Here is a 17,093-nt window from a genome sequence, read left to right on the forward strand (position 1 = left end):
AGGAGCAGGGATGCACAAGTTTAGGTGGCTGGCAGCACTCTGCCTGACCAGCCCAGCGGCACTGGCGCAGCAGAGCGACTGTGCGGCGCTGGATGCTGCAGTAAAGACCGGGGCCGAGCACCGTCCCTATATCGGCGAGGTGATCGGTCAGGGGCGCGCGCAGTTTCATTCGGCGCCGGATGCGGCCTGTCCGATTCGCGGCAAGTTCATCATTCCCGGTGATGGTGTGGCCATCTACGCCAAATATGGCTCCTGGTCGCTGATCCTCTACCCGGCGGGTGACGAGGAGGATGCCGGCGTCTGGGTGCGCAGCGAGCGCCTGCGCGTGTTGTCCAGGCCGGATGGAGGCAATCGCCAATGAACGCAGCGTTGCAGCCCGAGCTGCGTTTGCCGCTGGTGCTCTATCCCGCGCGTGGGAAAACCCTGCTTCTGCTGCTGGGGTGCCTGTCGTTCAGTGCGGTGGGCGTATGGATGGTGCGCGACGGCGTGTTGCTCGGTTACTTCTGTGCGCTGCTATTTGCCTTGGGCGCCCTGATATTTCTCGTGCAGTTGCATCCGCGTGCTGCTTATCTGCTTCTGGATGAGCAGGGCTTCACCTACTGCAGTCTGTTTCGTGCGCACCGGATTGGCTGGGTCGCGGTGACCGGTTTCGCCGTGGTGCGCATCAGCAGCAACTCGCTGGTGGCCTGGAATTTCGCCCAGGGCCATGTGCCGCGAGGTCGTGGCGTGGCGATTTCGCAGGCGCTGTCGGGCTACCACAGCGCCTTGCCGGACACCTATGGCCTGCACCCCGAGGTGCTGGCGCAGCAGCTCAATAGCTTGTGCCAGAGCCGGCACTTAGCCATGCGCTGATCGATTGGCCGGCCGTTATTCATTTCATTGAGGAACAGTGTCATGCCCGCAGACCGCAAGATCGACTACATCGAGTTGCCCGCCAGGGATCTGCAGCTGGCCAAGGCGTTCTACAGCAGCGTGTTCGGCTGGCAGTTCGTCGACTACGGGCCGGAGTATTGCGCCTTCAATGACGGGCGCCTGGACGGCGGTTTCTACCAGGCCAACCTGAATGCCACCACTGCCAATGGCTCGGTGCTGGTGGTGCTTTACGCCGATGACCTGGAAGCCGTGCTGGCGCGGGTGCGCGAGGGTGGTGGGTGCATCGTCAAGGATATCTTCAGCTTCCCCGGTGGCCGCCGATTCCAGTTCGCCGATCCGAATGGCAACGAGCTGGCAGTCTGGTCCGAGCACTGAGCGGAGCAGGGGGCTCATTGCGAGTGGTTCGGGCTACTCGCTAGCTGCGCCAAACGCACCAGGAGTCGCTGGACGCACCCGCTATGCAATCGACAGGCTCATCAGGAGAGTGTGATGCAGCAGGACCTCATCCGTGTCGCCCAGGCCATCGAAAGGGCCGAGCGCATTCTGATTATCACCGGCGCCGGCCTGTCTGCAGACTCGGGGTTGCCGACCTATCGCGGCCTCGGTGGCCTGTACAACGCTCTCACCCCGGAAGGCCTGCCGATCGAGGCGGCGCTGTCCGGGCCGATGCTGCAGCGTGACCCGGCGTTGTGCTGGAAGTACTTGGCCGAGCTGGGCAAGGCTTGCCTGGGCGCGCAACCGAATGCCGGGCATGCGGCGATCGCCGAGCTGCAGCGGCGCAAACCCGGTTGCTGGGTGCTGACGCAGAACATCGACGGCTATCACCGCCAGGCCGGCTCGCCAGCGGAACGCCTGATCGAGATCCATGGCCAGCTGGCGCCGCTGTATTGCCAGTCCTGCGGCGCCGAAGACCCCGAGCTGGCCGAGCATCTACAGCGACCACTGCCGCCGCGCTGTGCACAATGCGCGGGCATCCTGCGCCCACCGGTGGTGCTGTTCGAGGAAATGCTGCCCGAGGATGCCATTGGTCGGCTTTACGACCAGGTGCGCAAGGGCTTTGAGGTGGTGCTGGTGGTGGGCACCACGGCGAGCTTCCCCTACATCGTCGAGCCGGTGGCGCAAGCCCGCAGGAATGGGGGTTTCACCGTGGAAGTGAACCCGGCGACAACCGACCTCAGTGGCTGGGTGGATGTCCGTCTGTCAGGAAGGGCGTTAGATGTTTTCCCGAAACTACTAAGTCACATTTCTGGGCATTGAATTTGCAATCTCAGCCTTCAGGCGGCATAGTCGCCCCCTTATAAAAACCAGACAAACACGGTCGTGCCCATGCTAAAGCGCTTCGCACCCCTCGTGCCTCTTGCACTGATTAGTCTCCTGGCGGCTTGTGCCGGTCAGGTTGCGCACCCGCCGATCGAGCAGGTAGCGGTCGAGCCAGAACCCGTCGAGTACATCAGCGACGAGCAGATGATGGCCGACATCACCGACGACAAACCCTATGCACTGCCCCAGCTGGCAGACAGCATCCTCAGTCAGGGTCTGTCCCTGGTCGGCACCAAGTACCGTTTCGGCGGCACCTCGGTGAAAACCGGCTTCGACTGCAGCGGTTTCATCGGTTTCCTGTTCCGTGAAGAAGCCGGTATGCAGCTGCCGCGCTCCACCCGTGAAATGATCAACCTGGATGCCCCACTGGTGGCTCGCGAAGAGCTGGAGCCGGGTGACATCATCTTCTTCAACAACCGTGGCCGTGGCCGCGTCAGCCATGCCGGCATCTATCTGGGCGATGACCAGTTCATCCACTCCAGCAGCAGCCGCAGCGGTGGCGTACGCATCGACAGCCTGGACGACAGCTACTGGAATCGCAGCTACATGGAAGCCAAGCGCGCTCTGGCACTGGCCCCGCAGCTGCAGACCGAGAGCTCGGTTCACCGTTAAGCCTCTATGGGCACAAGGGTGCAGGGCTTGCCTCTGTGCCCGGCACGCGGCAGAGTAGGGCGCATTCCGGCCAGGATCGCCCGCCATGCATGTAACGGCTCGCTTCGCCCTGCTAGCCCTCGCCGCGCTGCTCACCGCTTGCGCCGGCAACTCGCCCTCTCCTGATTACCCCGTCGACCCTTTCCCCATCGTGGGCAACGAAACTGCCGATGATGTGCTGATGAGTGCCATCGGCCTGGTTGGCACGCCTTATCGCTATGGCGGTAACACCCCGGACAGCGGCTTCGACTGCAGCGGCCTGATCGGCTATGTGTACCGCAACTCGGCCGGCATCCAGCTGCCGCGCTCGACCCGCGAGATGATCAACCTGCGTGCGCCGACAGTCAGCCGCAATGCCCTGCAGAGCGGTGACCTGGTGTTCTTCGCCACCAATGGCGGCGGCCAGGTCAGCCATGCCGGCATCTATGTCGGTGAAGGGCGTTTCGTCCATGCGCCGTCCAGTGGCGGCACGGTGCGCCTGGACACCCTGAGCACGGCCTACTGGCAGAAGACCTACCTCAGCGCCAAGCGCGTGCTGGCGCCGGCGCAACTGGCGCGCCAGCCATGACCAACCGCACGCTGAACCTCGACGACAACCTCTACCAGTACCTGCTGGATGTTTCCTTGCGCGAGACTCCGCTGCTCAAGCGCCTGCGTGACGAGACGGCACAACTGACCAACGCGCACTGGCAGATCGCCCCCGAGCAAGGCCAGTTCATGGCGCTGCTGGTGCAGCTGACGGGGGCCAAACGCATCCTCGAGATCGGCACCTTCACCGGCTACAGCACCCTGTGCATGGCCGCCGCCATGCCGGCCGCCGGCCAACTGATCTGCTGCGACCTGCCTGGCGACTACAACGCCATCGCTCGTCGCTATTGGTATGAAGCCGGCCTGCTGGAACGCATCGACCTGCGCCTGGCGCCAGCCCTGGAAACCCTCAATGCGCTGGAGCGCGGCGGGCAGGGCGAAAGCTTCGACCTGATCTTCATCGATGCCGACAAGGCCAACTACCCGGTGTACCTGGAACATGCTCTGGTGCTGGCGCGCCAGGGCGGGCTGATCCTGTTCGACAACGTGCTGTGGAGCGGCCGGGTGCTCGAACAGAACCCGGACAGCGCCGACACCCGCGCGATCCAGGCGCTCAATCGCACCCTCAGGCGCGACCGGCGTGTCGATCTGTCGCTGCTGCCGCTGGGCGACGGCCTGACCCTCTGCCGCAAGCGTTGACGCTCCATCCCCAACCTTCTACCCTGCGCCCCTTGCTACAGGTGCCCCGGTCGCGACGCGTCCACGGGGTGAAACAGGGAAGCCGGTACATTCGCTCGCGAAAAATCCGGCGCTGCCCCCGCAACGGTAGGTGAGTCAACGATCGCATTCAGTCACTGTGCTTGGCATGGGAAGGCGCGATCTCGGAGCCCAGAGGCTCCGCTCACAAGCCCGGAGACCGGCCTGAAGCGATCCACGGCATTGCGGCGGGCTTTGCGAGTGGGTGGGCCTGCTCGGCCTCCCCGCGTGTTGTCCTCCTGCTGCCTCTGTTTTCTTTATCGGCGCCGCGCCTGTTGAAGGTCGTGGTGCTGCTGCTTTGCCGCGCCGCAGTTGGTCGCGAGGAGTTGTAGATGAGCGAGTCCGCCGCGCGCGACGAACGCCACAAGGCGCGCATGCAGCGCAAGAAAGCGCTGATCGATGAAAAAATCGCCCAGGCCCAGGATGAATACGGCCTGCTGCTGGTGCACAGCGGTAACGGCAAGGGCAAGAGCAGCTCGGCCTTCGGCATGGTCGCCCGCGCGCTCGGTCATGGCATCAAGGTCGGCGTGGTGCAGTTCATCAAGGGCGCCGCCAGCACCGGCGAGGAAGCCTTCTTCCGCCGCTTTCCTGAGGAAGTCAGCTACCACGTGATGGGTGAGGGCTTCACCTGGGAAACCCAGGACCGCCAGCGTGACATCGACAAGGCCGGTGAGGCCTGGGCGGTGGCGAGGCAACTGCTGAATGACCCGCAGATCGGCCTGATGGTACTCGACGAGCTGAATATCGCCCTCAAGCACGGCTACCTGGAGCTGGACGCGGTGCTTGCCGACATCGAGGCGCGGCCGCTGCTGCAACATGTGGTGGTGACCGGTCGTGGCGCGCTGCCGGGGATGATCGAGGCGGCGGATACAGTCACCGAGATGAGTCTGGTCAAGCATGCCTTCAAGGCCGGGGTGAAGGCGCAGAAGGGTATTGAGTTTTGAATCCACGCAGCTGCCCGGCCCTGCTGATCGCCGCCCCGGCTTCCGGCCAGGGCAAGACCACCGTCACCGCCGCCCTGGCGCGCCTGCATACGCGGGCCGGCAAGCGCGTGCGGGTGTTCAAGTGTGGGCCGGACTTTCTCGATCCGATGATCCTCGCCCGTGCCTCGGGCCAGGCGGTGTACCAGCTCGACCTGTGGATGGTCGGTGAGGACGACTGCCGACGCCTGCTCTGGGAGGCGGCGGGCGAGGCGGATCTGATCCTCATCGAAGGGGTGATGGGCCTGTTCGACGGCAGCCCCTCGGCCGCCGACCTGGCGCGGCGCTTCCAGGTGCCGGTGCTGGGGGTGATCGATGGCAGCGCCATGGCCCAGACCTTCGGCGCCCTGGCCTATGGCCTGGCCAACTTCCAGCACAATCTGCCGTTCGCCGGGGTGCTGGCCAATCGCACCGGCAGTGTGCGGCACGGCGAGATCCTGCGTGACAGCCTGCCGCCGGCGATCCGCTGGTATGGCGCCTTGCCGCGCAGCGCTGCAGTGGAGCTGCCCAGCCGCCACCTGGGCCTGGTCCAGGCCGAGGAGCTGGCCGACCTGGATAGCCGCCTGGACGCTGCGGCCGATGCGCTGCTGGCCAGTGCCGGCGATGCCCTGCCGGACCCGGTGCGCTTCGCCGCGCCCGTGGGCGAATCGATCGAGCCGCTGCTGGCCGGCGTGCGTATCGGCGTGGCCCGCGATACCGCGTTCGCCTTCCTCTACCAGGCCAACCTCGACCTGCTGCGCCGGCTCGGCGCCGAGCTGTGCTTCTTCTCGCCGCTCAGCGAGCGCCAGTTGCCGGAGGTGGACAGCCTCTACCTGCCCGGCGGCTACCCGGAGCTGCACCTGCAGCAACTGGCCGATAACCTGGCGATGCGCGAGGCGATCCATGTGCATCAGGCCGCCGGTAAGCCGATCCTCGCCGAGTGCGGCGGCATGCTCTACCTGCTCGATCGCCTGACCGACAAGGTCGGGCAGAGTGCCGAATTGCTCGGCCTGCTGCCCGGCCACGCACAGATGCAGCCACGCATGGCGGCCCTCGGCCTGCAGCAGGTAGCGCTGCCGGAAGGTCTGCTGCGTGGCCACACTTACCATCACTCGCAGCTCGACTCGCCTGTCGAGCCGCTGGCGCGTGGCAGCAGCCCGAACCAGCGCCCGGCCAGCGAGGCGGTCTATCGCCTGGGCCGGCTGACGGCCTCCTATATCCACTTCTACCTGCCGTCCAACCCGCAGGCCGCTGCCGGGTTGCTGTTGCCATGACCGATCATGCTTTCAGTTCCGCCGAACGTGCCGCGGTGTACCGGGCGATTGCCGAGCGTCGCGACATGCGCCACTTCGCTGGTGGCACGGTGGCGCCGGAGCTGCTCGCGCGCCTGCTCGAAGCGGCGCACCAGGCGCCCAGCGTCGGCCTGATGCAGCCCTGGCGCTTTATCCGCATCACCCGCCCCGAGCTGCGCGAGGCCATCCATGGTCAGGTCGAGGCCGAGCGGGTGCGCACTGCCGAGGCCCTGGGCGAGCGCAGCGACGAGTTCATGCGACTCAAGGTCGAAGGCATCCGCGATTGCGCCGAGCTGCTGGTGGTGGCGTTGATGGATCAGCGCGAGAAACACATCTTCGGCCGCCGCACCCTGCCGGAAATGGACCTGGCCTCCCTTGCCTGCGCCATCCAGAACCTCTGGCTGGCCTCGCGCGCCGAAGGCCTAGGCCTCGGTTGGGTCTCGCTGTTCGAGCCGCAGGCGTTGGCCGAACTGCTGCACATGCCGGCCGGCAGCAAGCCGCTGGCGATCCTCTGTCTGGGCCCGGTCACCGAGTTCTACCGTGAGCCGATGCTGGTGCAGGAAGGCTGGGCCACGCCGCGACCGCTGCAGGATCTGCTGTTCACCGACAGCTGGGGGCAGCACGCATGAGCCTGCTGCTGGCCACCCTGGTCGGAGTCACCCTGGACGGCCTGCTCGGCGAGCCCAAACGCTGGCATCCGCTGGTGGCCTTCGGCGGCCTGGCGCAACGCATCGAGCAACGCCTCAATAGTGGTGGCCACGGCTGGCGCAGTCACGGTGTTACCGGTTGGTGCCTGGCGGTATTGCCGCTGACCCTGCTCAGTTTACTGCTGGCGCGCCTGCCCTATCTCGGCTGGCTGGTGGGGGTGCTGACCCTGTACGCCGCCCTCGGCCTGCGCAGCCTCGGCGAGCACGCGCTGCCGGTGGCCCAGGCGCTGCGCCTGGGCGATCTGCCCGAGGCACGCAAGCGGGTGGGCTATATGGTTAGCCGGCAGACCGCCGAGCTGGACAGCGAGGGTGTGGCCCGCGCCGGCACCGAGTCGGTGCTGGAGAACGGCTCGGACGCGGTGTTTGCCGCGCTGTTCTGGTTCCTCGTCGCCGGTGCGCCAGGCGTGGTGCTGTACCGCCTGAGCAACACCCTGGACGCCATGTGGGGCTACCGCAACGAGCGCTTCGAACGCTTTGGCTGGGCTGCGGCGAAGATCGACGATGGCCTCAACTACATCCCCGCGCGCCTGGTGGCGCTGACCTATGCACTGCTCGGCAAGACCGCCCTGGCCCTGCGCTGCTGGCAGCAGCAGGCGCCGCAGTGGGATAGCCCCAACGCCGGCCCGGTGATGGCCGCCGGTGCCGGCGCCCTCGGCGTGAGCCTGGGCGGCGCGGCGACCTACCAAGGCGAACTGCATGTGCGCCCGGTGCTGGGGGCGGGTCCGGCGGCGCGGGCGCGGGATATCGAACGGGCGCTCAATCTGGTCAATGGCGGCGTGCTGCTGTGGCTGGCACTGTTGCTGATCGGGAGTCTTTACCTTGCTTGAACATGGTGGCCGCCTGCGTGCGGCGGCGCAGCGCTATGGCATCGCCCTGGCCGACTGGCTCGACCTGTCCACCGGCATCGCGCCCTATGGCTGGCCGCTGCCGATGATTCCAGCGACGGCCTGGAGCCGCCTGCCCGAGCCGGACGATGGCCTGGAGGCGGCGGCGCGTGATTACTACGGCGTGCCTGCCTTGCTGCCGGTGGCCGGTTCCCAGGCGGCGATCCAGGCCCTGCCGCAGCTGCGTCGGCAGGGGCGGGTGGGGATCGTGTCGCCGGCCTATGCCGAACATGCCGAGGCCTGGCGCCGCGAGGGGCATCAGGTCACTGAACTCGGCGAAGGTGCGGTGGGCCGCGCCCTGGAGCGCCTGGATGTGCTGCTACTGATCAACCCCAACAACCCGACCGGGCGGCTGCTCGCGCCACAGCAGCTGCTCGACTGGCATGCCCGCCTGGCCGAGCGCGGCGGCTGGCTGGTGGTGGACGAGGCGTTCATCGACTGCACCCCTGAGCACAGTCTGGCGGCCTTCAGCCAGTTGCCGGGGCTGATCGTGCTGCGCTCGTTCGGCAAGTTCTTCGGCCTGGCCGGCATCCGCCTGGGTTTCGTCCTGGCCGAACCGGCGCTGCTGGGGCGCCTGGCCGAGCGCCTCGGTCCCTGGACCATCAGTGGCCCGACGCGGGCGGTCGCCACCGCCATCCTGCAGGACGGCGCCGGCCAGCTGACCCAGCGCGAGCGCCTGCAGGCCGACGGTCTGCGCCTGGCCGTGCTGCTCAGTGCCCATGGCCTTGCGCCGGCGGGCGGTACCGCGCTGTTCCAGCTGGTTGCTCATCAGCATGCGGTGGGCCTGCACGGTTATTTCGCCCGTCGCGGCATCCTCATACGTCTGTTTGCTGAAACGCGCTGCCTACGCTTCGGCCTGACCGCCGACGAGGCCGGCTGGCAACGGCTGGAGCAGGCCCTGCAGGAGATGCCGCGATGACCGCCACCTTGATGGTGCAGGGCACCACCTCCGATGCCGGCAAGAGCACCCTGGTGACCGCCCTGTGCCGCTGGCTCAAGCGCCAGGGCGTAAGCGTGGTGCCGTTCAAACCGCAAAATATGGCGCTCAACAGCGCGGTGACGGCTGATGGTGGCGAGATCGGCCGCGCCCAGGCGGTGCAGGCCCAGGCTGCCGGCTTGGCGCCGCACACCGATATGAACCCGGTGCTACTCAAGCCCAACAGCGACACCGGCGCCCAGGTGATCATCCAAGGCCGGGCGATCGGCAACATGCACGCGGTGGCCTACCACGACTACAAGCAGACCGCGCGCGCCGCCGTGCTGGAATCCCACCAACGCCTCAGTGCGCAGTATCCGGTGGTGATGGTCGAGGGCGCCGGTTCGCCGGCGGAGATCAACCTGCGCGCCGGCGACATCGCCAACATGGGCTTCGCCGAGGCGGTGGATTGCCCGGTGATCCTGATCGCCGATATCGACAAGGGCGGCGTGTTTGCCCATCTGGTCGGCACTCTCGAATTGCTCAGCGCATCGGAGCAGGCGCGGGTGCAGGGCTTTGTGATCAACCGTTTCCGTGGCGACCTCAGCCTGCTGCAGCCGGGCCTGGACTGGCTGGAGCAGCGCACCGGCAAGCCGGTGCTCGGCGTGCTGCCGTACCTGATGGATTTCCACCTGGAAGCCGAAGACGCGGTGGCAACTCGCCAGGTGACCCAGGCCGGGCCACAGCTCAAGGTGGTGGTGCCGGTGCTGCCGCGCATCAGCAACCACACCGACTTCGATCCGCTGCGCCTGCACCCGCAGGTCGACCTGCAGTTCATCGGCCCCGGCCAGGCCATCCCGCCGGCTGACCTGATCATCCTGCCCGGCTCGAAAAGCGTGCGCGCCGACCTGGCCTTCCTCCGTGAGCAGGGCTGGGCGGTGGTCATCGACCGTCACCTGCGTTACGGCGGCAAGCTGCTTGGCATCTGCGGCGGCCTGCAGATGCTCGGCACGCAGATCGACGATCCTCATGGCCTGGAAGGCGCGCCCGGTAGCAGCGCCGGCCTCGGTCTGCTGGACTTCGCCACCGTGCTGGAACCAGAGAAGCAGCTGCGCAATGTGCAGGGCCGGTTGTGCCTGGAGCAGGCGGTGGTAAGCGGCTACGAGATCCACGCCGGCGTCAGCACGGGCGCCGGGTTGAACGGCGCGGTGCAGCTCGATGACGGTCGCCCGGATGGCGGCATGAGCGCCGATGGCCAGGTGCTCGGCACTTACCTGCATGGCCTGTTCGAATCGAGCGAGGCCTGTGGCGCGCTGCTGCGTTGGGCCGGCCTGCGCGAGGTGCAGACGGTGGACTACCATGCCCTGCGCGAACGCGATATCGAGCGCCTGGCCGATCTGGTCGAGGCGCATCTGGATACCGGTAAATTGCGCGAGCTGTGTGGCCTGTAGCCTGCACTGGCAGAACCCCTGAATGAGGCAAACATGCTTGAACTGATCTTGGGCGGCGCCCGTTCCGGCAAGAGCCGCCTGGCCGAGAGGCTGGCTGGTGAATCCGGCCTGGCGGTGACCTATATCGCCACCAGCCAGGCGCTGGACGGCGAGATGAGCGAGCGCATCCATCAGCACCGGGTGCGGCGCCCGGCCGGCTGGGCGCTGGTCGAGGAACCGCTGGAGCTGGCCCGGGTGCTGCGTGAGCAGGCGGGCGAAGGGCGTTGCCTGCTGGTCGACTGCCTGACCCTGTGGCTGACCAACCTGCTGATGCTGGACGACGAAACACGTCTGCAGGCCGAACGCACGGCGCTACTGGAATGCCTGGCCGGGTTATCGGGACGGATCATTCTGGTCAGCAACGAAACCGGCCTCGGCGTGGTTCCGTTGGGCGAGCTGACCCGGCGTTATGTCGACGAGGCCGGCTGGTTGCACCAGGCCCTGGCCGAACGTAGCCAGCGGGTGGTGTTCACCGTCGCCGGGCTGCCCATGATCCTGAAAGGAGAACGCCTGTGAGTGCATTCTGGTGGCAGGCGAGCTGCCGACCGCTCGACCCGCAGGTGGCCGTCCAGGCCCTGCAGCGCCAGGCCGAGCTGACCAAGCCGGCCGGCGCCCTCGGCCAGTTGGAGCCGCTGGCGGTACGTCTGGCCGCCCAGCAGGGGCGCGTGCGTCCCGAGCTGGAGCGGGTGTGTATCAGCATCTTCGCCGGCGATCATGGGGTGGTCGCCGAAGGCGTGTCGGCCTATCCGCAGGCGGTGACCGTGCAGATGCTCGGCAACTTCGCCGGCGGTGGCGCGGCGATCAGCGTGCTGGCCCGCCAGCTGGGCGCGACCCTGGAAGTGCACAACCTCGGCACGGTCGAGCCGGCGCCGGCCATGGCCGGGGTCTGCCAGCATCAACTGGCGCCGGGCACGGCCAATTTCACCCAAGCGCCGGCGATGAGCGGCGAACTGTGCCTGGCCGCGCTGCAGGTCGGCCGTGCGGTGGCCGAGCGCGCCGCGGTTGCCGGCTGCCAGCTGTTCATCGGCGGCGAGATGGGCATCGGCAACACCACGGCGGCCAGCGCGCTGGCCTGCGCGCTGCTGGACAAGCAGCTGAGCGAGCTGGTCGGCCCCGGCACCGGGCTGGACAGCGCCGGTATGGCGCGTAAGATCCGCGCCGTCGAATCTGCCCTGGCCCTGCACGGTCAGGCCCGCGCGCCGCTGGATTGCCTGCAGCGCCTGGGCGGCCTGGAGATCGCCGCGCTGACCGGTGCTTACCTGGCCTGCGCGCAGCAGGGCGTCAGCGTGCTGGTCGATGGTTTTATCTGCAGCGTCGCGGCCCTGCTGGCGGTGCGCCTCAACCCGGGCGTGGCCGACTGGCTGTTGTTCAGCCACAGCGGCGCCGAGCCGGGCCATCGCCATGTGCTCGCCGCCCTGGAGGCCACACCCTTGCTACAACTGGGCCTGCGCCTGGGCGAGGGCAGTGGCGCGGCGCTGGCGGTGCCGCTGTTGCGCTTGGCGTGCGCGCTGCACGGGCAGATGGCGACTTTTTCTGAAGCAGCAGTACAGGAGCATGGTTGATGAGTTTGCAGCTGGATCTTTTGCGCCACGGTGAGACCACCGGAGGCAACGGTTTTCGTGGCAGCCTGGACGATGCTCTCAGCGAGCGCGGCTGGCAGCAGATGCACGCGACCCTGGCCGAACAGGGCGGCTGGGACCTGATCATCAGCTCACCGCTGCAGCGCTGCGAGGCTTTCGCCCGCCAGTTGGCCGAGGCCAAGGGTTTGCCGTTGCGAATCGAGGCCGATCTGCGCGAGCTGCACTTCGGCGACTGGGAAGGGCGCAATGCCGCGGAAATCCTTCTCGAAGACACCGAAGCGCTGGGCAGCTTCTGGAACGATCCGTTCAACTTCACCCCGCCGAATGCCGAGCCGGTGCGCGACTTCGCCGCACGGGTGATGGCCGCCATCGAGCGTCTGCAGCAGGAACTGGCTGGCCAGCGCGTGCTGCTGGTGACCCACGGCGGGGTGATGCGCCTGCTGCTGGCCCAGGCCCGCGGCCTGCCGCAGCAGCAGTTGCTGCAGGTCGAGGTCTGCCATGCCGCGCTGCATCGCCTGCAGGTCGCGGCCGACCTGAGCCTGCGCGAAGCCTGAGCATGCGCCTGGCCGAGCCGCTGCTGATTGCCTTGCAGTTCCTCACCCGCCTGCCGGTGAGCCTGGCGGGCATGCCGACCCCCCAGCAGCTGGGCCGTTCGCTGCTGTGGTATCCGGCGGTCGGGCTGCTGCTCGGCGGCCTGTTGTGGCTGGCGCAGCTGCTCCTGAGCGGCGCGCCAGTCTTGCTGCAGGCGGCGCTGCTGCTGGCGCTGTGGGTCGGCCTGAGCGGCGGCCTGCACCTCGACGGTCTGGCTGACACGGCGGATGCCTGGGTCGGTGGCTATGGCGACCGCGAGCGCACCCTGACGATCATGAAAGACCCGCGCAGCGGGCCGATCGCCGTGGTGGTGCTGGTGCTGCTGCTGTTGCTCAAGTTCACCGCCCTGGTCGCGCTGCTGCAGGCCGGGCAATGGAGTGCGCTAGTGCTGACGCCGTGGCTGGGGCGTTGGCTGTTGCCGCTGCTGCTGCTCACCACGCCCTATGTGCGCGCCGGCGGCCTGGGCCAGGCGCTCAGCGAGCACCTGCCGCGCCAGCAACTGCCCGTGGTACTGGCCGGCAATGCGCTGGCCATGCTGCTTTGTGGTTGGGCTGGGCTGTTGGCCATCGGCGCTGCGCTGCTGGCTTTCTTCCTGCTGCGCCGCGCCTTGCTCGCCCGACTGGGCGGCACCACCGGTGATACCGCCGGGGCGCTGCTGGAGCTGGCCGAGTGTGCGGTTTTGCTGAGTTTGGCGCTCGCCCTGGCTTGAGGGGGCTGGGTGTTACTTATGTCCCCCGGCTGAACACACGGCGCTCTCTACAACTGTGCTGCCGGTTTAGTGCTTAGCTGTGTTTGGCGTGCTGCGTCCTGCCGGTATATACAGCCTGGATCTTGCCGCCGGCATGCGCCTGCCGGGTTTTGTAACGGTTGCTAGACGCACTGGCGAGCTTTCTATTTCGCGCACCGGCGGGACTCCCCGTCCACAAGGATCAAGCATGACTTCCGTATGGCGTACCAGCGGCTGGGTGTTGCTCGGAGCATCGCTGATCCTGGCGCTGTCGCTGGGCATCCGCCATGGCTTCGGCCTGTTCCTCACGCCCATGAGCAGCGAGTTTGGCTGGGGGCGTGAGGTGTTCGCCTTCGCCATCGCCTTGCAGAACCTGATCTGGGGTCTGGCGCAGCCGGTGACCGGGGCCATCGCCGACCGCTTTGGCGCACGCCGGGTGATCGCCGTCGGCGGCCTGCTGTATGCCGCCGGCCTATTGTTGATGGGCTATGCCGACTCGGCTGCGTCGTTGTCGCTGAGTGCCGGGTTGCTGATCGGTATCGGCCTGTCCGGCACCTCCTTCTCGGTGCTGCTGGGCGTGGTCGGCCGCGCCGTGTCGGTGGAGAAACGCAGCATGGCCATGGGTATCGCGGCGGCGGCCGGCTCCTTCGGCCAGTTCGCCATGCTGCCGGGCTCGCTCGGTCTGATCGGCTGGCTGGGCTGGTCCGCCGCGCTGCTGGCGCTGGGGCTGCTGGTGGCGTTGATCGTACCGCTGGCCCTGCTGGTGCGCGACCAGCCGCTGCCTTCGCTGGGCGCCGAGCAGAGCCTGGGCGAGGCGCTGCGCGAGGCCTGCGGGCACTCCGGCTTCTGGCTACTGGCGCTGGGCTTCTTCGTCTGCGGTTTCCAGGTGGTGTTCATCGGTGTGCACCTGCCGGCCTATCTGGTCGACCAGCACCTACCGGCCACGGTGGGCACCACGGTGCTGGCGCTGGTCGGCCTGTTCAACGTGTTCGGCACCTATATCGCCGGTTGGCTCGGTGGCCGGCTGTCCAAGCCGCGCCTGCTGACCGCCCTGTACCTGGCGCGCACGGTGGTGATCGTGGCCTTCTTTTACACGCCGCTGAGTGCGTGGAGCGCCTACGCTTTCGGCATCGCCATGGGCCTGCTGTGGCTGTCCACCGTGCCGCTGACCAATGGCACCGTGGCCACCCTGTTCGGCGTGCGCAACCTGTCGATGCTGGGTGGCATCGTCTTCCTCTTCCACCAGCTCGGCGCCTTCCTCGGCGGCTGGCTGGGTGGCTACCTGTACGATCACACCGGCAGCTACGACCTGGTCTGGCAGATCTCCATTGCCCTCGGCCTGCTCGCCGCGGCGCTCAACTGGCCAGTGCGCGAGCAGCCGGTGGCGCGCCTGCAGGCGGCGGGAGGCGTTGCATGAGCACACGCGCTACGGCGCTGCTCGGCGTGCTGGGTATTGCCGGGTTATTGCTGCTGGCCTGGTGGGGCTGGCAGCAGGTCGGCCTGGCCGCGCTGCAGCTGGGCATGGGCCTGTGCTAAGCGTTGCCGCGCGCCGGCAAGGCGAGTAGCGTTGCCTCTGGATTCAGTTGAGAGGTTGTCATCATGCTCATGTCGCGTAGTGCTCTGGCCTTGCTGGTCGGGCTGTTCAGCGGGTCGCTGCTGGCGGCCGAATGCCCGCCGATGTTGCAGGGCGAGCTGCAGCAATTGCGCTCCAAGGAGCGTATCGATCTGTGTCAGCGTTTTGCCGGCAAGCCGCTGGTGGTGGTCAACACCGCCAGCAATTGTGGCTTCACCCCGCAGTTCAAGGGCCTGGAGGCGCTGTACCAGCGCTACAAGGAGCAGGGCCTGGAAGTGCTCGGCGTGCCTTCCGATGACTTCAAGCAGGAAGCGGACAACAGCGAGGACACCGCCAAGGTGTGCTTCGTCAACTACGGCGTGACCTTCGCCATGAGCGAGCCGCAGGTGATCAGCGGTGATGATGCCATCCCGCTGTTCCGCGAACTGGCCGGGCAGACCAGTGCGCCGCGTTGGAACTTCTACAAGTACGTGGTCGGGCGCGACGGCAAGGTGATTGCCAGTTTCTCCAGCCTGACCAAGCCGGATGATGCGGCGCTGATCGAGGCGGTGGAAAAAGCGATTGCCAGCCAGCCCTGAGAACCTGTCCACGATCTTCTGGCCGTCGGCCATACCGCGTTAAAAACAGGCTCGGAATGCTCATTTACAGCTCGTAAACTCCGCTTCCTCGCCTGCTTTTGCCTTGTCTGGCTCTAGCCCAAAAGATCGTGAACAGATTCTGAGAACCGTGCGAATAAAAAAGCCGGGCAATTGCCCGGCTTTTTTATGTGCGGTTTCCGCCGTCAGAAACGGTAGGTGACCTGTGCACCCAGGCCATGGGCGCTGTTGTTGTAGCGGGCGCTGAAGCCGGGAGCGATTTCCGCACCTGCCAGCTCGGTGGAGTGCTGGTTGACCGAGGCCTCGCTCTCGCGCAGGTAGGTGTAGGCCAGGTCGATGGTCATGTCGGCCGTGGGCGACCAGCCGGCACCGAGGGAGAACACCTTGCGGTTGCCCACGGGGATGCGCACGGTACGGTTGTCATTGGCAGCCGGTGAGGCATCCAGGGCGAAACCTGTGCGCAGCACCCATTGCGGGTTCAGCTGGTAGGAAGCGCCGATGGCATAGGACCAGGTGTCCTGCCACTGGAGCTGCTCGCTGACCTCGGCAATCGGGGTCATGCCGAGAATGCTCGGCGTGCCCTGGTTTTCCACTACGATTTCCTGCAGACGACTCCAGCGGGTCCAGGTGGCGCCCCCGTAGAGGGTCCACTGGTCATCCAGTTTGTAGGTCAGCGAGCTGTCGACCATTTCCGGGGTGGTGAAATCCAGCTGGGCGTCGTACTCGCCGTTGAACTGGCCGAAAATCGGGCCGTCGCCACCGGTGATGCGGGTACGGCCTTGCAGGGTGTAATCGACCTTGGAGTGGTAGGTCAGACCCCAGGCCAGTTGCTCGGTGACATCCACCAGCACGCCGGCATTGAAGCCCAGGGCGGTGTCGTCGCCCTTGATGCCGACCTTGGTCTCGCCGCTGCCGAGGGCGGCGCTGTTGTCCAGTTGGTTGACCAGTTTGCCCTTGATCTTGTTGATGGTCGGGCCGAAGCCGACGGAAACGCGCTCATTGATCCGGTAACTCAGGGTCGGTTGCAGGGTGACCACTTCCACCTTGCTGTACTGGCCCTTGTAGCGGCCACCGAAGCCTTTTTCATAGTCGCTGATCAGGCCGTATGGCACATACAGGCCGATGCCGTAGTGCCAGTCTTCGTTCAACGGGCTGGTGTAGTAGGCGAAGGGCACCGGTGTCAGCGGCACCATGTCGCCTTCGCTGGTTTGTGCGCTGGCGTCGTCGATGTCGACATTGGCCTTGACCAGGCCGACACCACCGACCACTTCGGCACGCTTGAGTTTGCTCAGGCCGGCAGGGTTGCCGAACAGGGTGGTGGCATCCTGCGCCGACGACGCACGTCCGGCAAAGGCGGTGCCCATGCTGCTGACGCTTTGTTCGTTGATGGCAATTCCGTTGCCCAGGCTGTGAGTGGACATGGCGCCGATGGCCAGAGCGAGGGTGGTTTTGCACCAGAGTTGTTTCATTAGCAAGCTCACGAACAGCAAAAATGAGGGCGGCAAAGTACGCGTTTTGCGAACGATTGCCAACCGCTAAAGTCTGTCTTTTCGTGAATATTCGTTAATGAAATCAGTAGGATGTGGCTGTCTGATTGGTCAGAAAATAAACGTTCCCGATCATCTGTTATCAATAGCCGTCTGTATTCAG

The 17,093-nt window shown here is 66.4% G+C and carries 21 protein-coding genes and 1 riboswitch; of the genes, 20 read left to right on the forward strand and 1 reads right to left on the reverse strand.

What is annotated here, in order from left to right; genetic code table 11:
- Positions 1-10: 10 nt before the first annotated feature.
- The 20 genes from H3H45_RS08695 (at position 11) to H3H45_RS08785 (ending at position 15,425) form a co-directional block, all read left to right on the forward strand.
- Positions 11-361, forward strand: coding sequence for a hypothetical protein (locus tag H3H45_RS08695; RefSeq protein WP_182833341.1), 351 nt, complete (start codon positions 11-13; stop codon positions 359-361).
- Positions 358-852: an STM3941 family protein gene (locus H3H45_RS08700; protein WP_182833342.1), complete on the forward strand. Its 495-nt coding sequence runs from the start codon at positions 358-360 to the stop codon at positions 850-852. The genes H3H45_RS08695 and H3H45_RS08700 overlap by 4 nt, the downstream gene beginning before the upstream one ends.
- A gap of 42 nt (positions 853-894) precedes the next feature.
- Complete coding sequence (locus H3H45_RS08705; protein WP_182833343.1) at positions 895-1,248, forward strand: VOC family protein; 354 nt, start codon at positions 895-897, stop codon at positions 1,246-1,248.
- 114 nt (positions 1,249-1,362) lie between these two features.
- A complete protein-coding gene (locus H3H45_RS08710) occupies positions 1,363-2,130 on the forward strand; it encodes an NAD-dependent deacylase (RefSeq protein WP_182833344.1) in 768 nt (255 codons plus the stop codon).
- Between the two features lie 69 nt (positions 2,131-2,199).
- Positions 2,200-2,805 carry a C40 family peptidase gene (locus H3H45_RS08715; protein ID WP_182833345.1) on the forward strand — a complete coding sequence of 202 codons (606 nt, stop codon included), beginning with the start codon at positions 2,200-2,202 and terminating at the stop codon, positions 2,803-2,805.
- An 85-nt stretch (positions 2,806-2,890) separates the two neighbouring features.
- On the forward strand, positions 2,891-3,412 hold the full coding sequence (locus tag H3H45_RS08720) for a C40 family peptidase (protein WP_182833346.1): 522 nt from the start codon (positions 2,891-2,893) through the stop codon (positions 3,410-3,412).
- On the forward strand, positions 3,409-4,071 hold the full coding sequence (locus H3H45_RS08725; protein WP_182833347.1) for an O-methyltransferase: 663 nt from the start codon (positions 3,409-3,411) through the stop codon (positions 4,069-4,071). Before H3H45_RS08720 ends, H3H45_RS08725 begins: the two co-directional genes overlap by 4 nt.
- A 22-nt stretch (positions 4,072-4,093) precedes the next feature.
- A riboswitch (cobalamin riboswitch) is annotated at positions 4,094-4,311 on the forward strand.
- 149 nt (positions 4,312-4,460) lie between these two features.
- The gene (gene cobO, locus H3H45_RS08730) at positions 4,461-5,072 is read left to right on the forward strand and encodes a cob(I)yrinic acid a,c-diamide adenosyltransferase (protein WP_182833348.1); all 612 of its coding nucleotides are present in this window, start codon (positions 4,461-4,463) and stop codon (positions 5,070-5,072) included.
- Positions 5,069-6,361, forward strand: coding sequence for a cobyrinate a,c-diamide synthase (locus H3H45_RS08735; RefSeq protein ID WP_182833349.1), 1,293 nt, complete (start codon positions 5,069-5,071; stop codon positions 6,359-6,361). The genes cobO and H3H45_RS08735 overlap by 4 nt, the downstream gene beginning before the upstream one ends.
- A complete protein-coding gene (gene bluB, locus H3H45_RS08740; RefSeq protein WP_182833350.1) occupies positions 6,358-7,008 on the forward strand; it encodes a 5,6-dimethylbenzimidazole synthase in 651 nt (216 codons plus the stop codon). Before H3H45_RS08735 ends, bluB begins: the two co-directional genes overlap by 4 nt.
- A complete protein-coding gene (gene cbiB / locus H3H45_RS08745; RefSeq protein ID WP_182833351.1) occupies positions 7,005-7,913 on the forward strand; it encodes an adenosylcobinamide-phosphate synthase CbiB in 909 nt (302 codons plus the stop codon). The genes bluB and cbiB overlap by 4 nt, the downstream gene beginning before the upstream one ends.
- Positions 7,906-8,889 carry a threonine-phosphate decarboxylase CobD gene (gene cobD, locus H3H45_RS08750; RefSeq protein ID WP_182833352.1) on the forward strand — a complete coding sequence of 328 codons (984 nt, stop codon included), beginning with the start codon at positions 7,906-7,908 and terminating at the stop codon, positions 8,887-8,889. Before cbiB ends, cobD begins: the two co-directional genes overlap by 8 nt.
- Positions 8,886-10,337, forward strand: coding sequence for a cobyric acid synthase (locus H3H45_RS08755; protein WP_182833353.1), 1,452 nt, complete (start codon positions 8,886-8,888; stop codon positions 10,335-10,337). The genes cobD and H3H45_RS08755 overlap by 4 nt, the downstream gene beginning before the upstream one ends.
- A gap of 33 nt (positions 10,338-10,370) precedes the next feature.
- A complete protein-coding gene (gene cobU / locus H3H45_RS08760) occupies positions 10,371-10,892 on the forward strand; it encodes a bifunctional adenosylcobinamide kinase/adenosylcobinamide-phosphate guanylyltransferase (protein WP_182833354.1) in 522 nt (173 codons plus the stop codon).
- Positions 10,889-11,938 carry a nicotinate-nucleotide--dimethylbenzimidazole phosphoribosyltransferase gene (gene cobT, locus H3H45_RS08765; RefSeq protein WP_182833355.1) on the forward strand — a complete coding sequence of 350 codons (1,050 nt, stop codon included), beginning with the start codon at positions 10,889-10,891 and terminating at the stop codon, positions 11,936-11,938. Before cobU ends, cobT begins: the two co-directional genes overlap by 4 nt.
- Positions 11,938-12,510: an alpha-ribazole phosphatase family protein gene (gene cobC / locus H3H45_RS08770; protein ID WP_182833356.1), complete on the forward strand. Its 573-nt coding sequence runs from the start codon at positions 11,938-11,940 to the stop codon at positions 12,508-12,510. Before cobT ends, cobC begins: the two co-directional genes overlap by 1 nt.
- A 2-nt stretch (positions 12,511-12,512) precedes the next feature.
- The gene (locus tag H3H45_RS08775) at positions 12,513-13,256 is read left to right on the forward strand and encodes an adenosylcobinamide-GDP ribazoletransferase (protein WP_182833357.1); all 744 of its coding nucleotides are present in this window, start codon (positions 12,513-12,515) and stop codon (positions 13,254-13,256) included.
- Between the two features lie 226 nt (positions 13,257-13,482).
- Entirely contained in the window at positions 13,483-14,691 is a 1,209-nt protein-coding gene (locus H3H45_RS08780; RefSeq protein WP_182833358.1) for an MFS transporter, read from the forward strand.
- Positions 14,688-14,810, forward strand: coding sequence for a hypothetical protein (locus H3H45_RS20285; protein WP_268939316.1), 123 nt, complete (start codon positions 14,688-14,690; stop codon positions 14,808-14,810). Before H3H45_RS08780 ends, H3H45_RS20285 begins: the two co-directional genes overlap by 4 nt.
- 63 nt (positions 14,811-14,873) lie before the next feature.
- Positions 14,874-15,425, forward strand: a complete 552-nt coding sequence (locus tag H3H45_RS08785; RefSeq protein WP_182833359.1) for a glutathione peroxidase — start codon at positions 14,874-14,876, stop codon at positions 15,423-15,425.
- Positions 15,426-15,628: 203 nt separating this feature from the next.
- On the opposite strand, the gene H3H45_RS08790 is transcribed toward H3H45_RS08785, so the two are convergent.
- A complete protein-coding gene (locus tag H3H45_RS08790; RefSeq protein ID WP_182833360.1) occupies positions 15,629-16,912 on the reverse strand; it encodes an OmpP1/FadL family transporter in 1,284 nt (427 codons plus the stop codon).
- Positions 16,913-17,093 lie beyond the last annotated feature (181 nt).

It is taken from the genome of Aquipseudomonas guryensis (assembly GCF_014164785.1).
Lineage (GTDB): Bacteria > Pseudomonadota > Gammaproteobacteria > Pseudomonadales > Pseudomonadaceae > Aquipseudomonas > Aquipseudomonas guryensis.